The following is a 15,406-nucleotide window of genomic DNA, read 5'->3' as shown; positions in this document are numbered from 1 at the left end:
TAAAAAGGTAGCCTAGTTATAACTTCTCATCAGAATTATTGATTACATTTTAGCATGACTAAAATCATGTTTTAAAAACTTTTTGGGTCGTAATTTTACTGTATAAACGTAAGATTATGAAAAATTTAGTTATTCTGGGAGCTGGTACTTCAGGAACTATGATGTCTAATCATTTGGTTTCAAAACTCCCAAAAAAGGATTGGAAAATTACTGTAATAGATCAATACAAAACCCATTATTATCAACCTGGTTTTTTGTTCTTGCCTTTTGATATATATACTACAAAACAAGTTAAAAAAAAGGGCAAAAAATTTATCCCTAAACACGTTAATTATATTCAGGAAAAGATTGAATTAATCGTTCCAGAAAATAATCAGGTTAAACTAGAAAGCGGAACAACTTTAAATTATGACATCCTAATTATCGCTACGGGTACTAAAATAGCTCCAGACGAAATTGAAGGTATGAATGGCCCTGAATGGCATAAAAGTGTATTCGATTTCTATACCTATGAAGGTGCTAAAGCACTACGAAATAAATTAAGAGACTGGAAAGGCGGAAAATTAGTCGTTCACATTACCGAAATGCCCATTAAATGTCCCGTTGCTCCTTTGGAATTTGCTTTTTTGGCAGACTCTTACTTTAAAAACAAAGGTATGCGAGATAAGGTAGATATTACGTATGTAACACCATTGGGTGGCGCATTTACCAAACCTAAAGCTACCGAAGCGCTTCATTATTTATTGGAAGAAAAGAACATTAAAGAAGTTACTGACTTTAATATTGAGCGTGTTGATTATGAAAACAACAAAATAATAGACTATGCAGATACTGAAGTTGAATATGACCTATTAGTTACTGTGCCTACAAATATGGGAGACGCATTAATTGAGCGTTCTGGAATGGGAGACGATTTAAATTTTGTTCCTACTCATAAAGCTACCCTTCAAACTAAAGACTACGAAAATATATTTGCCATAGGTGATGCTACAAATTTACCAGCTTCTAAAGCTGGTTCTGTAGCCCATTTTGAAGCCGAAATTTTAACCGAAAACATATTGAGATTTATTGAAGGAGAACCTTTAAAAGAAGAGTTTGACGGACACGCCAATTGCTTTATTGAAACAGGAAACGGAAAGGCGCTTTTGATTGATTTTAACTATACCCACGAGCCTGTTGAAGGCACATTCCCATTTCCAGGAGTTGGTCCATTAAAACTATTAAAAGAAAGCAGAACAAATCATATGGGTAAAATGGCATTTAGATGGATTTATTGGAATATGCTCATTAAAGGTATTCATATTCCTTTTGTATCAGCTACCATGTCAGAAAAAGGAAAAGAATTTGAAAAAACAACATAATTAAATACTAAAGATCATGAAAAAATTTATAGCAAATACAGAAATTGATGTAAACGACGAAGGCTATTTAACCGATTTCTCACAATGGAACAAAGACATTGGAAATGAACTGGCCAAAGAACAAGAAATAGAAATGACTGACAAGCATTGGGAAGTAATAGACTATATACACGATAAATACAAAAATGAAGAACCTTTGTCTATTAGAGGAATCAAAAAAAGTGGTGTCATCAACATTAAAGAGTTCTATGCGCTATTCCCAGCTGGACCATTAAAAAAAGCAACGTTAATTGCTGGAATTCCAAAACCTAAAAGTTGTATTTAAAACGTAGAAACTATGAGCACAAAAGTTAAGAAGATGCTTTTTATACTATCAAAAGCAACAATAGAAAATGCGTATGCTGCCTTTGTAATGGCTAATGGAGCTAGAATGGAAGGTATAGAATCTGAAATATTCTTTACGTTTTTTGGACTAGAAGCCATTCAAAAGAAAAAACTTGAACACCTAAAAGTAGCCACAGTTGGTAATCCGGGAATGCATATCCCAACCATGATTGGTGGTTTACCAGGAATGGAGGCCTTGGCGACAAAAATGATGAAAAAAGAAATGGATAAATTGGATATGCCTCCTGTTGATGAGTTCTTGGAAATCCTATCAGACTCTGGTTGTAAACTTTGGGCCTGTAAGTTAGCCGTGGATATGTTCCACCTTGATCGTGAAGACTTAATAGATGATTTGGATGGCATACTTACCATAGGCGATTTTTATAGCAGGGCAGACCAAGAAGGTTGTCAGCTACTGTTTATATAAAACAAAAATGCGTTAGAAATTTCTAACGCATTTTTTCTACACCACCTATTTTCCAGAGAAAATCTCTTTCAATTGTGTTACGATGTTGCCATTACCTGCTATGGTAATTTCGCCAATTTTATCGGCGATTTTTTCAACATACTCCATCTCCTTAAGCTTATACAACATGTCGTTTTCTTCCATTAGTTTTGCTGTGTTTAGCAAACTACGTGTAGAAGCTGTTTCTTCACGACGTGTGATGATGTTGGCTTGAGCTTGTTTTTGTGCAACCAAAACTTGGTTCATGATTTCTTTCATTTCACCTGTTAAAATCACATCTCTAATTCCGCAGTTCAAAACGCTTACACCCAATTTAGTTGCACTCGTTTTTACGTCTTCAAACACCGCTTCTGCAATATTATCTTTACGCTCCAGCAATTCATCCAAAATGTAAGCTCCAACATATGCACGCAATACTAATTGCATTGTAATGTACAGTTGCTTTTCGTAATCTTTGTTTTCCAAAAGTGCTTTTTCGATATCTGTAACCTTATACTGTGTATAAAAGTTGATACGGATTGCAGCTTTGTCTTTTGTCAACAATTCCTGACCTGAAATTTCCAATTGCAATTGACGCAAATCGGCTTTAGCGATTTTAATGGTTGTATCGTTTCTCCAAAATCTGTATGTACCACCTTCTAAAGTTTTGGTATATACATCATCAACCAAAAGCACTGCTTTTTCATAAGTTGCAACTTCAAATGCGCGAATGTATTTGCTCAATTCATAATTGCTGAATAGTGACTTGTCAATTTTTTCAGTAATATAAATTTTGCTCAAATCGGCACGTACAAACTCACGCTCAATCAAACCCTTCCAGTACACGTAACGTCCAGCAGTTAAAACCGTTTTGAAGTTACCTTTTTCATAAATTAAAACTAGTTCACCATCTTTAACCTCAATCACGTCTAACATCGCTTTTAGCGTTTCGTCTTTTAGTAAGAGTTCTAACGCTATTGGAGCCACAAAGGTGTTTGCAAGGTCGTACATCAATACACGTTGATTAAAACCAAGCCAATGTTTTCCTTGTGTAATTACTCTCAAGTAATCACCATTTTTGAAAACTAAACCTACTTTTCCTGCATTAATTCTTACTCGTTTCATTGTTTCTAATTATTTAAATTAAACATTCTAATTTGTCCACTATGGACGTGGCAAAACCTGTAACGGAAGGGTTGCACGCTTCATCGCCAAATAACGAGTTCATTTGGTTTTGAAGTTTATTTTTAAATTTTTAGTCTTTTATATATAAAATAGCAGATTGTAAATCATCTTTTCGGTACGGAAATTCTCATAGTAATAACTGAGACTAAACGTGTTGAGCAATGGGATTAAAAATGCGAAATCAAATGCATGCTCTAGTTAATAATCTAACTACAAAACTTAATTTAGCTTTGGTATATTACAAATCAGTATTTCAAGGTACTTTCAAGATTGCCAGTCAAAAACCTTTTGGTTTATTACTTGCCGATTCACAACCTGACTATTTTGTCAATTTTTGATGAGCAGTTTTGACAAACTGCATGGCTATCAGTTTTACAAGATGATAAGCTTTGGTGGATCTACTAAACCCTTCTTCTACATTAAAAGTGTAGCACTCTGCCAATTGAGTTAAACGGTAACTAAAACCGTTGCAGGGCTCGAACCTGCACAAATAATCTATTGTTCTAACCAACTGAACTATCTCAAAAAAAATGAGAGTGGGAGTCGAACCCACGACCTATAGAGTCGCGACTATTTTTTGGATAACAGTCCATCCTTCAAGTCTAGTTGAATATGAAACTGTGATACGAAACCGCAACCTTTCATACAATAGTGCTATACCGAAACACCCAACACGACTAGCTTGATATTTTTAAAAAGTGCGCTGAGAATACCTTCACTTATAGACAAGCTTTCCTAAGATTATAGACAATCCTTTCCTTAGTTTTCCACGATCTTCCTATTGCTTAAGGAATCACGTACTTGTCTGATGCCAAAATACACTGTAACTGTTCGGCAACTTAGACTTGGCTTGCATAGTGGCTTATTATCCACGCTTTGCAATTACAAGGGTTGGCTCCCTCACCATTCATAGGCGTCCTTCTTCAAGGCGGCCTATTAGAATGTTTACCACATAGTAAAGGTTTGCGACCTCAACTATCCCATATATTACAATGGGTTTAGGCAACTACTAACTATTACAGTGCCCGAAGTCTTTTGCGGTTATCTTTTCTGTATTAAAAGTACAGTGCTCTACCAATTGAGCTATCTTCAAAAATGGTTTTGATACCAGGACTCGAACCTAGACTATTAAGATTTTGGCCTAGAAGAAGGGCTTCGGAAATGGCTTCGTGGATTTTTGCCCACAAAATACCAACCTTCTTCTTGCATGTCTCCCAACACACGGTATTTTAAGTTGTCGAATTGTTTCCAATCAGATAACTCTTATACTGCAGAATGCTCCGTAAGGCTGGATGACCTCCACGTAACCCTCTACTACAACTTTTCCTATTGATGTCTCCATCTCAAGCTTCCAAAATATTGGCTATGAACCCTAATTTCCCTCAGCGGTTGCCCCTTGAAAATTGTGATTTATGTTTGTTGCTTGCTTACCTGTACTGCTTTCAAAAGATTACAGTCTCCATTTACAGTACCTGCAAACAGATTTATCCTTGTTACCAAGTTTATCTAAAGACGATAAGCCGCCCCATCATTTAATAATGACGATTTTTTGTTAAACGAACCCTAAAATATTAGAGATCGTATATTTCAATGAACGTATATTTTTAACTGTTTTAATTCAGCTCTTGTGGAACAGACAGGAATTGAACCTGTATCCTCGCATTTTCAGTGCGTTGCATTGACCAACTTTGCTACTGTTCCTATTTAGATAATCCGAAAGGACTTGAACCTTTACCTCAAGAGTCAAATTCTTGAATGCCACCATTACACCACGGATTACTTTTGTAAACCCAACAGGACTCGAACCTGTACCACAAGGTTCGTAGCCTTGGATGCTTTCCAATTACACCATGAGTTTATTTGTTGAGGTATTAGGACTTGAACCTAAATCACCCGAGTTAAAAGCTCGGTGCTTTAACAATTAAGCTACACCTCAATTATAGTTGAGATATTAGGAGTCGAACCTAAACTTTTCGCCTTATGAGAGCGATGCTCTACCAGTTAAGCTATATCTCATTTTGTACTCTATAAGGGAATCGAACCCTTGTCTTCTAGGAGAAAACCAGATGCACTAACCACTATGCTAATAGAGCATTATGCGGAGAGCAAAGGAATCGAACCTTCATTACCTTTTGGTAAACTTACTTAGCAGGTAAGCACAACAAACCAATATTTGCCTACTCTCCAATATTTTGCAGTACCGACGAGATTCGAACTCGCAACTTCTCGAGAGACAGTCGAGCACTCAACCATTGAGTTACGGTACTATTTGCACGTTTGTAAGGATTTGAACCTCAACCATAAGTTTTGGAGACTTATATGCTACCCATTACACCACAAACGCTTTTTGCGATATTGGAAAGATTCGAACTTTCAACCTAGTAGTTAACAGCTACTTGCTCTACCATTGAGCTACAATATCGATTATGAGACAAGAATGAGATTCGAACTCATATAAAACAGATTTGCAATCTGCTGCCTTAACCATTCAGCCACCTTGTCCAATTGTGGGAATTGTAGGATTCGAACCTACTCAGTTATTAAACAACAGTGTTACAGACTGCTTCAGCTCTCCCACGCTGACGAATTCCCTTGATAATCGGCAAACAATTACGTTTGCCGATTATTAAAACCTCCTTTTTTTATAATAAACTATTCAACCTATTCTGAAACCAGTTTGTTTTGGTTTCTTCTTCTACCTTCTTTTGTAAGTTTTCGAGTTTTCGTTCCTTATTTTTTTGGAACTTATGCTTTTTACTTACTCTAGATAATATCTCGTCAGCATAGCTAATGAAATCATTATTCATAGCTAATTGCTTTGCTTCTTTTATGGTATTCTCTGCCAAATCAAATTGTTCCTGTACCTCATACAACAAACCTTGATTCAACATAATACCAGCCTTATCAATACCCTTGACAGTTACAGCAAATTCAATTAAGTTTTGAGCTTCTTCATAGTCTCCATAGTTAATCAACAATCTGATATATTCAGGATATATGAACGGAACTTCCAAACTCACAGACAAAGCTTTTTGGTAATAGCTTTTTGCCAACTCATAGTTTCCTAACTGTTCAATTTGTATCGCAGCCATGAGACTTAAAGCTTTAACATTTTCAGGATCATAAGACAAAGCGTAATTTAATGCCTCAATAGCTTTTTCAAGTTCCCATGGGTAAGCTTCTATTGCGCGAAACAAATAGACGTTATGTAAATTATTTTCCATAATTTCTTTCTAAAATTTTAATTGTTTAATGCTTCGCATGATATATGCGAATGCAAAACTGTTTAGATTTAGTTTTCTTGATTTTTTGTGAAATAAAAAATCCGAAACAGTTTGATTTGCTTCGGATTTATTTCTGGAAAGAATTTTACAGAAACGTCCGAAGCCCATTTTGCGATTTAAACTCGCAACTCTCATTTTGATACATGTTATGTATTAGCATGGCTTCTTGTTTTTAAAAATTGTTAGCAGATGGATTGTTTAATTCTGCGATGCAAATATGAAATGGATTTTTTTATTATGCAAATAAAATTTTGATTTAACTATTTGATTTTCAGTAATTTAAGTCATAGTTATTCCTGTCCGAATTACTTCAGATATTCTAGATTTTATGCAATAGACTGTCTCTCAATCGCTTAATCTTCAATGCCTTTTATTTTAGTTTTTTAAAATTTTGTTCAAAAAAATTGTTTTTTTTCATAAAAAAAGCGCCCAATTTCTTGGACGCTTACTGTTATTATATATTTAGTTGATTTAATTCACACTTAAATTCGGTTAAAAATAGCAATAAACGTCCCTTTTGGAAATAGATTTTTCATCTCAATTCCACGATAATCGCACTGACTTAACAGTGACCAAGGTGCTTTATGTACTATTGTTTTTCTCATTTGTGGTACAAATATGCCATTTTATGAGTTAATAATCCAAACGAATCGCCTAAAATTTATGCTGAATTCCTACTGGCGTTAATATTTCCGAAAAGTGAACGGGTCACTAATTTTTCAAAAACCTCAATTTCTTCTTTGGCTTCTGGCTTTGTTTTTTGCAATTCCTGAATTTTCTTGAGTGCATATTGTTGAATAGTTAATAACGGTAGCACAATAGACTCGCGAACATCAATTGACGCCTTTCCAGCTGGTTCTTCTTCCATAAGAACCTTATATCCCGTCAGTTTGAGTATGAGCCGTTTTGATGTTTCATATTCAGTGTATATAATTTTCCAAAACTCCCCAAATTCAGGATCATCAGCCATATACTTGGTTAAATCAAAAAATGATTTAGATAAGGACATCATACTATTTTCAATTAAGGTTTTGAAAAAACTGGAACTCTGATACAGTTGTTTTACTTTATCAAATACTCCTGAATCTTCATAATGTTTCAATGCTGTACCAACGCCGAAAAATCCCGGAACGTTTTGTTTTAACTGGCTCCAACTTCCTACAAAGGGTATGGCTCTCAAATCAGAAAACACCAGTTCAGAAGATTTTCCTCGTTTTGATGGACGACTCCCAATATTGGTTTTAGCATAATATTTCAAAGTACTCATACGCTCTAAATAGGGCAAGAACATGCTATGACTTTTGAAATCTGAATAGGCCTTGTAGCTTCTTTCGGCCAAATCATTAATTATTTTTCGGTTTTCAGGTGACATGGCCAAATTACTTTCATTCAGGCGATTATAAATACCGGAACTTATTAATTGCTCCAAATTGTATTGTGAAGAATCCAACGTGCCAAAATTGGAACTAATAGTTTGCCCCTGAATGGTTAACTGCACCTCCTTATCTTCAATCGTAGGGCCCAGGGATGCATAAAACTGATGTGTCTTACCGCCACCACGAGCTGGTGGTCCGCCACGACCATCGAAGAAAATAACTGTTACATCATATTTTCTGGATACTTCGGTCAGGCGCTCTTTAGCTCGATAAATACCCCAATTAGCCATAAGATACCCACCGTCTTTGGTACCGTCAGAAAATCCTAACATGATAGTTTGTTTGTTACCACGCTTCTTTAAATGAGTTGCATAATTTGGATTTGTGTACAATTCTTCCATCACTTGAGGCGCGTTTTCCAAATCTTCGATTGTTTCAAATAATGGCGCAATATCCACGGTTAACTCATCATGAAAAGCCACTAACTTGAGCATGGCAAACAATTGCATGACATTTAAAGTCGTTTGATTATTACTAATAATATAGCGGTTTGCAGCACGCTCACCATTGGCATCTTGAATGGTTTTTATAACTTTAATGGTCTGTAACGTTTTTAAAACATCTTCATCTTCAAAAAGGTTTAAGTCTATTTCGCCTTGAATTTTAGATAGGACTGCAACTTGTTCTTTTTGGGTAAGGTCGTGGTAATTTTTCGGAAAAATATTACTACCATGAGCAATTAAGCTATCAACCATGCTGGTAAATACGGCATCATGGGCACGACTATCCTGACGAACATCTAATACCGCAAAATGAAACCCGAACAAATGCACTTTGTTGATGAGACTAGAGACATCAGAAACGAACAATGACTGATGCTTATCTATTAATTCATTTTTTATCTCCTGAAGCTCTTCTTTAAATTCGGATAGCGTCAGGACACTCTCCATATTGGAACCAAAACTTATGGCATATAGTTTTTGCTCTAATAAGGTTATACAATCTTCAATGCCTTCAAAGGTCAAACGCCTTTTAAGTTTTCTGACATCACGATAGTAATTTTTTAAAATGGTTTGTTTTAATCTCGTCGCTACTTTTAGGGTAATCTCTGGTGTTACGTAGGGATTCCCATCACGATCGCCTCCTGGCCAAAAACCAATATTAATAATATCATTTTCAATGACCTCATCATCAAAAATATTTTGTTGTATGTAATCAAAAATGCTTCCGAAGGACTTATAAAATACATTTTCCAAATACCATATTAAACTAACGGCCTCGTCATAAGGCGTTGGTTTTTTATGCTTAAAGAAAGGCGTTTTGCCTAATTGAGCCAATAGGTCATTTATTTTTAGCAAGTCATTGGTTTTTATAGCATTATCCAAATCAGTTATGATACCCAAAACAGCACCTGGATAAAATTGGGTAGGATGCGCTGTCAATACAATGCGAACCTTAAAGGCCTTGAGATAATTACGCAATTGTTCCATTTTACCTTCTGAAGCAGCCGTTTCCTTTAAACTCCGTAAGGTTCCAATACCATCCATGTTATTGACTATTGGAAAGGCGGCGTCTTCAATGGCATCAAACAAAACCACTTGACGTTCGATATATTGGATAAATCGAAACAATAAATTAATTTGACTTTCTGCCGAACGTCTGGCTTGATATTTTTTAAAAAACGTTTCAACTATGGTCGTAGGATTATCTCCCTGTTTAAATCCCAATTCGCAAGTTTCATGAAAAAGTGGTAATAAAGCTCCCGTTTTTGTAATGGAGTCGAATGGAAGGGTCATGAAAATACTATTGTAAATCTGAAATTTAGACAGCACATTTTGTTTAAACCGAACTAATTTTGGTGACGTTGGCATGACCTCATTTTTCATAAAAATACTAAAGCTTGGCCAAAATGAATAATTAAATAATGACAAATTTTTAAACATAAAAAGGCTCCTTATCAAATACATGATCTTGGAGCCTTTTTGAAAAAAACTACTACTAAATATTAACCTACTTCACTATTATTTTTTTTGTTAAAACGGTATTATCTGCATATAACTTGACAAAATAAATACCACTTTGCAATGTGTTTACGCTTTTAGTCACCTCTCCATTTTTAAATTCTGATTGTGAAATACTTAATACCTGCTTACCTAGAGAATCATATATTTCTACCGGTTTGTCTAATTGAATGTTAGACAAAATTTTAATAGTAATATCATCCTCGGCTGGAACAGGATAAATTTGAATATCAGATGCTATAAAATCGAAATCCGTCGTACTTAGTAGACTACCTATTATTTCATTAGAAAATGTAACTTCAGATTGACCATTGGTATAAATGGTTTCAACTGCATATCTGTATAACACATTTGGGTCTATATTGGTTCCATCTGTATCTACTAGATCTAAATCGGATACTGGTGAAGCATTCAATTGTGTCCAGTTGGATGTATCTGGAAATTCACTTGCTAAACCACGATAAATATTATATGTTACCGATTCGTTATTTGTAATTGGCGAACCATCATCTAAAGTATTAACCCGTAATAAAAAAGAACTAGGTACTCCAATTAAATCTGATAATAATCCTGGTAACTCTCCTGGATAACGAATAACTGCTCCGTTAAAAATATTAGCATCAGAGTAATCAACAGATAAAAAGTTTGTGGTTTCAGCATTATTTTGCCAATGCACTGCAGCCATAAAGGCATCACTAACTACAATATTAGGTACATCAATAACTTGCGTACTGTTCTGTAAAATTAAAAATGGTTCACTAGATGCTAATATTTCATTAGAGTTTAAATCTATAATATCAATAGTAACAAAATCTTCTACACCTTGATAAATAGATGTTTGTATTTCAATACTTGTAATTGTTGTTAGCTCTGACACCAAATAATAATTACCAAGCCAAACTTCCTCATCAGGCTCGTTTGCATAACCATTGGATTCTTCATTAAAATCGTGTTGTAATTTTACTTTTGAACTTAATTTTGGGCTTTTCCATGACACAGTTGGCCCCGTATTACCATCAACTTGAACATCAAATGGACTAATGAATTCTTCACTTAAAATAATGTTACCAAAATTGATGTCGGCGTCAACAGCTGCAAAAGGTATTATCATTTCATCATAACCATACATGAATAATTTAACCTCGTAATCTGAACCGCCATAAACAAGTGGAAACGTAAAACCTCCAGAACTATTCGTCGATATTGTTTCTAATATGTCGCCGTTTTTTGTTAAAGTTACTTCCACAGACTCTAATGGTGTCGATGGTGCATTGTTCCCAAAAACAGTTCCTGTAACTACAATTTCTGGTAGTTGACTCAAAAAGAAATCTTGCGTTTGGGATGAAGAATTAAAATCTATTGTTTCGTTGTTATCTAAATAGCCATCTGCTCCTGCTGTTATATTATATGAACCAAATGGTAATGCTGGCAATGTGTAATTACCATTTATATCAGTTTGCGCAGTTATAGAAGACCCTTCAAAAGCTATTGTTGCTCCAGGAATAGGATCGTTTGTAGCTAAATCATATACCGTACCTGAAACTGTCGCACTTGATGAAACTGGATCTATTACAAATCGGGTCTGATTATAATTTGTGTCTTCAAAAAACCCTGTTGGTGGATTATCTGGATCTAAATCAAAAACATCTAATGCACCAATGCTTCTTGTTTCACCTCTAGTTTCTAAATCACCAATAAAACGCAGTATAGATGGTGGCCATTCTGGATCATACTGATAAGACCTGATGACGACATTTTCAGTTCCGTTAAGTAATATGGGTTGACTAAAAGGAATGTATAAGTCTTTGTTGAAGCCTGGTAGTATTTCAGCAACACCATCAAATACGAGTATTAAGTCTTCATTATCAGTCCATCCTCCTTGCAAATTTTCTTCACTTGTTTGCGTAACCCAGACTTGTAATGGATATTCTTTCGCTTCATCCGTAAGCAAAAGGTTGTCATATTTATAGGCTACACCATAGGCATATCCTCCTGTGGTACTAAACTCTTCATTATAGTACATGGCTTCTGTTAAGTCGTCTTCGCCTAGGGAAAAAGTATTACCTCCTGGGGTAAAAGGCATATTCAGATATTGTTCTAATTCACCAATAGTATTAATTTCGACTGTGTTAGGTACGACACTAACTTCTGCTTCTCTAAATGTATTGTTTGAAGGGTTGTCATCGTTTACAAAAGCTATTTCAAAATAAAGCCTTTTACTATTTTCTATTGTAGAAAAAGAATGATTAATATTTAAAATTACTTCTTCAAGTGAATTAAGGTTTACACCATTAACAGAGGCTAATTCAGTATTTGGTGCTTCCATGAGCTTTATCGTATAATCTGAACCTAAAACATTATTCTGACCTAAATTCTTAATTTGAACTGGAAAGTTTTCAGTAATATTCTGCCTTGCCAAAAAGTACATTTCCCCATTAACCACTTTTAAATCATTGTTAAACTGATACAATTTGGCATCAGAAGTAAATAAGTCATATTTGGTCAATCCACTATTACTGGATGTTGTAACTATTCCAATATAGTTCACTCCTGCTGCGGCTGAAATATCAATATCGCGTTGCTCCCATGTATTCATCCCTGGTGTATTTGGAATATCTGCAATAAAATTGACTTGTCCTGAAATGCCATCTTTCCAAACCAAAGTTTGATTAGTTGCTTGTGCTAGGCTACTTTTTATAAAAAATTTAAAATGATCACCATTGTCAATTTCTAGTAACGGTGTATATAAGGTATCTGTTACAACACCAAAATAATTTTCAGCTGGTTGCGATGCATAATAATAATTACCTTCTACTGGATCATCAAAATTAACATCATCTCTAACGCCAAAATTAATACTCCAACCTTCTGGTGGAAAACTCGCTCCTTCAAAGCTCTCCCAAAACACATCTACGGGTATAGTTTGTTGGTATTGATCGTTACTGGAGTCTATATCTCCTAACACATTTAAAGTAACTATTAAATCGTTTAATCCTGTTGTAAATACATATTGTCCAAGGTTAACAGTTGTGGTTTGCCCTGAAGCTAAGTTTAAATTATTAGTTGTAAATGGTGTTTGATTTATACCATTAACAGACCACTCAATTTCTGCTATGTCAATAGTATTGATACCAAAATTCTGAACAGCAACCAAAACATCCAACGTTGTTGGATTGGCAATCATCCCGTCTGGTGTAATAGCAACAATACCACCATCTTTAAACGATGAAACTTCGTATGTAGAAATTATTTGATCGTTTGACGTGTCAAAATCTCCGGATAAATTAACCTGAGCATCAATATTGTAAAATCCTTCTGAAGCAAAATCATAGTTTCCCAATACGATGGTTGTACTTTGTCCTGGTTGTAAGTTAAGAGATGTCCCATTAAATGTAGGTTGTGAAACCGTGTTTATTTCCCAAGTTATGGTAAAATCGTTAATTACTGTAGTTCCTAAATTTTGTAGTTCTACCTCCACAGACTGAATTCCGCCAGTTTCAGAAACTCCAACTGGATTACTTACGCTAATCAATGCGGCATCAGAAAAACTAGATGGAGCTACTGTCACGTCGTCTACAAACCATTGGTGATAGGTTCCTTCATGCCTAAATGCAATGTATATGGTTTCGCCATTGTATGCACTTAAATCTATAGTACGCTGTTCCCAATCTGTGGTATTCAAAACATTAGCTTCGTAAACTTCAACATAGTCACCATTGGCTGGATTTGGACTTCCAGTAGAAATTAGAACAGAAGATTTATCATAAAATTCAATATCCCTTTCATCGCTTATTTCCCAATACTTTAACTCATAATTTCCATTTACCACATTAATTAATGGACTTATCAACCAATTATCCATTTGAGCGTTAGAAATATTCGAATCTGCTGAATGCTCGCCTGTATGCGAAATATTCTCAAAATCTTGACGCCAACCTCTGGTGCTAGGTCCTTCAAGATAAATTTCCCAACCACTAGCTGGCCAGGTTTCAAAACCTTCATTTAATGTAGTTTGTGCAAATGTCAGACTCATCATGAATACCGACATTAAGAATAGTATTATTTTTTTCATAGTAGTTTTAATTTAAGAATGCACCATTTTAGAAATGGTGCATTCAATTTTTAATTCTTATTTCTTAATAATTAAAGACGTTTTGGTGCTACCATCTGCATTAATCTTTAATATGTAATTTCCTGATGGTAAGTTTGACATATCTATATTACAGTCAATACTATTTGTTTTATTAATAGAATTAATTAATTGTCCAGTAATTGAGTATACTTTAATGTTAACGTCTTCATAAGTTCTTCCTAATGATACATTAACGCTATTAACTACTGGGTTAGGATATACTTTAATGTTTAATGGACTTTCAAATGAAGAAACACTTAACGTATTTACTTCAAAACAAGCTGATGTGTCAGATACGCCACAATCAGTATTTGTGATAATAACTGCATAACTACCATTTGATGTTGCTGTGAACATTTGATTAATTTCACCATCAATCGGCGCATTTCCATTATTACAATCTATCCATTGATATTCAATTCCCGCACCGCTAGCATTTGCAGTAAACATCTCTGCATTTTGCGTTACTGAAACATCTACTGAAGCATCTTCTGATACTATCGGTAAAAATACATTGCCTGATTGTGATTCTATGGTACTACAGTCTACTACTACTGTTCCTGTTGCATCACATGCACCTGGTCGTGTAAATGTGTAGTTGTATGTTCCAAAGGCTACATTAGCTACTATATTGTCAAATTCTGTTACTGAATACGTGTACGTGTTATTACCATCGGTCAATTCTATATCGCCATCTACCCAAGCTCCTATTATTGGATTGCTCGATGTCGATACAAATACATTTGCTGATGTCTGATCTTCTGATACTATCGGTAAGAATACATTGCCTGATTGTGATTCTATGGTACTACAGTCTACCACTACTGTTCCCGTAACATCACAAGCTCCTGGTCGGGTAAATATGTAGTTGTATGTTCCAAAGGCTACATTAGCTACTATATTGTCAAATTCTGTTACTGAATACGTGTACGTGTTATTACCATCGGTCAATTCTATATCGCCATCTACCCAAGCTCCTATTATTGGATTGCTCGATGTCGATACAAATACATTTGCTGATGTCTGATCTTCTGATACTATCGGTAAGAATACATTGCCTGATTGTGATTCTATGGTACTACAGTCTACCACTACTGTTCCCGTAACATCACATGCACCTGGTCGGGTAAATATGTAGTTGTATGTTCCAAAGGCTACATTAGCTACTATATTGTCAAATTCTGTTACTGAATACGTGTACGTGTTATTACCATCGGT

Annotated in this window: 9 protein-coding genes and 11 tRNA genes; 3 read left to right on the top strand and 17 right to left on the bottom strand. The window is 35.1% G+C overall.

The features are described from left to right. Positions 1-116 precede the first annotated feature (116 nt). Genes sqr through K7G76_RS12590 form a run of 3 tightly spaced genes read left to right on the top strand, consistent with a single transcriptional unit; the run spans position 117 to position 2,172 of the window. Positions 117-1,361: a type III sulfide quinone reductase, selenoprotein subtype gene (sqr, locus tag K7G76_RS12600; protein WP_223034579.1), complete on the top strand. Its 1,245-nt coding sequence runs from the start codon at positions 117-119 to the stop codon at positions 1,359-1,361. 16 nt (positions 1,362-1,377) lie between these two features. Then, positions 1,378-1,686 (top strand): TusE/DsrC/DsvC family sulfur relay protein, encoded by a 309-nt coding sequence (locus tag K7G76_RS12595; protein WP_223034578.1) that lies wholly within the window; start codon positions 1,378-1,380, stop codon positions 1,684-1,686. Positions 1,687-1,698: 12 nt separating this feature from the next. Next, entirely contained in the window at positions 1,699-2,172 is a 474-nt protein-coding gene (locus K7G76_RS12590) for a DsrE/DsrF/DrsH-like family protein (protein ID WP_223034577.1), read from the top strand. 45 nt (positions 2,173-2,217) lie between these two features. Here the strand turns inward: K7G76_RS12590 and K7G76_RS12585 are convergent, their stop codons facing one another. The 17 genes from K7G76_RS12585 to K7G76_RS12510 all read right to left on the bottom strand — a co-directional run. After that, positions 2,218-3,315: a slipin family protein gene (locus tag K7G76_RS12585; RefSeq protein ID WP_223034576.1), complete on the bottom strand. Its 1,098-nt coding sequence runs from the start codon at positions 3,313-3,315 to the stop codon at positions 2,218-2,220. Positions 3,316-5,003: 1,688 nt separating this feature from the next. Continuing rightward, positions 5,004-5,076, bottom strand: a tRNA-Phe gene (locus K7G76_RS12580). Between the two features lie 7 nt (positions 5,077-5,083). Beyond that, positions 5,084-5,154, bottom strand: a tRNA-Gln gene (locus K7G76_RS12575). 6 nt (positions 5,155-5,160) lie between these two features. Next, a tRNA-Arg gene (locus tag K7G76_RS12570) sits at positions 5,161-5,233 on the bottom strand. Positions 5,234-5,238: 5 nt separating this feature from the next. Next, positions 5,239-5,311: transfer RNA gene (locus K7G76_RS12565), tRNA-Lys, on the bottom strand. Positions 5,312-5,318: 7 nt separating this feature from the next. After that, positions 5,319-5,391, bottom strand: a tRNA-Met gene (locus K7G76_RS12560). Positions 5,392-5,396: 5 nt separating this feature from the next. Next, positions 5,397-5,468: transfer RNA gene (locus K7G76_RS12555), tRNA-Glu, on the bottom strand. Between the two features lie 102 nt (positions 5,469-5,570). Further along, a tRNA-Asp gene (locus K7G76_RS12550) sits at positions 5,571-5,642 on the bottom strand. A gap of 5 nt (positions 5,643-5,647) precedes the next feature. Then, positions 5,648-5,719 (bottom strand) — tRNA-Trp (locus tag K7G76_RS12545). A gap of 6 nt (positions 5,720-5,725) precedes the next feature. Continuing rightward, positions 5,726-5,797: transfer RNA gene (locus K7G76_RS12540), tRNA-Asn, on the bottom strand. A 7-nt stretch (positions 5,798-5,804) separates the two neighbouring features. Then, positions 5,805-5,877: transfer RNA gene (locus tag K7G76_RS12535), tRNA-Cys, on the bottom strand. A 6-nt stretch (positions 5,878-5,883) separates the two neighbouring features. Continuing rightward, positions 5,884-5,967 (bottom strand) — tRNA-Tyr (locus K7G76_RS12530). A gap of 50 nt (positions 5,968-6,017) precedes the next feature. Then, positions 6,018-6,599, bottom strand: a complete 582-nt coding sequence (locus K7G76_RS12525; RefSeq protein ID WP_223034575.1) for a tetratricopeptide repeat protein — start codon at positions 6,597-6,599, stop codon at positions 6,018-6,020. A gap of 542 nt (positions 6,600-7,141) precedes the next feature. Then, the gene (locus K7G76_RS15435) at positions 7,142-7,264 is read right to left on the bottom strand and encodes a hypothetical protein (protein WP_255573018.1); all 123 of its coding nucleotides are present in this window, start codon (positions 7,262-7,264) and stop codon (positions 7,142-7,144) included. 56 nt (positions 7,265-7,320) lie between these two features. Beyond that, on the bottom strand, positions 7,321-9,906 hold the full coding sequence (locus K7G76_RS12520; protein WP_223034574.1) for a phosphoenolpyruvate carboxylase: 2,586 nt from the start codon (positions 9,904-9,906) through the stop codon (positions 7,321-7,323). A 139-nt stretch (positions 9,907-10,045) separates the two neighbouring features. Then, positions 10,046-14,128, bottom strand: coding sequence for a T9SS-dependent choice-of-anchor J family protein (locus K7G76_RS12515; protein WP_223034573.1), 4,083 nt, complete (start codon positions 14,126-14,128; stop codon positions 10,046-10,048). Positions 14,129-14,185: 57 nt separating this feature from the next. Continuing rightward, positions 14,186-15,406 (bottom strand): T9SS type A sorting domain-containing protein (locus K7G76_RS12510; RefSeq protein WP_223034572.1); only part of this gene is annotated, 1,221 nt, incomplete at its 5' end.

Origin of the sequence: Hanstruepera marina, assembly GCF_019880635.1 — a bacterium.
GTDB lineage: Bacteria > Bacteroidota > Bacteroidia > Flavobacteriales > Flavobacteriaceae > Hanstruepera > Hanstruepera marina.
The sequence above is the reverse complement of the archived record's forward strand: the minus strand, read 5'-3'. Positions and strand labels throughout refer to the sequence as shown.

Coding starts and splice junctions, on each gene's coding strand:
- sqr (WP_223034579.1), top strand. CDS start 117: ATGAAAAATTTAGTTATTCTGGGAGCTGGTACTTCAGGAACTATGATG.
- K7G76_RS12595 (WP_223034578.1), top strand. CDS start 1,378: ATGAAAAAATTTATAGCAAATACAGAAATTGATGTAAACGACGAAGGC.
- K7G76_RS12590 (WP_223034577.1), top strand. CDS start 1,699: ATGAGCACAAAAGTTAAGAAGATGCTTTTTATACTATCAAAAGCAACA.
- K7G76_RS12585 (WP_223034576.1), bottom strand. CDS start 3,315: ATGAAACGAGTAAGAATTAATGCAGGAAAAGTAGGTTTAGTTTTCAAA.
- K7G76_RS12525 (WP_223034575.1), bottom strand. CDS start 6,599: ATGGAAAATAATTTACATAACGTCTATTTGTTTCGCGCAATAGAAGCT.
- K7G76_RS15435 (WP_255573018.1), bottom strand. CDS start 7,264: ATGAGAAAAACAATAGTACATAAAGCACCTTGGTCACTGTTAAGTCAG.
- K7G76_RS12520 (WP_223034574.1), bottom strand. CDS start 9,906: ATGCCAACGTCACCAAAATTAGTTCGGTTTAAACAAAATGTGCTGTCT.
- K7G76_RS12515 (WP_223034573.1), bottom strand. CDS start 14,128: ATGAAAAAAATAATACTATTCTTAATGTCGGTATTCATGATGAGTCTG.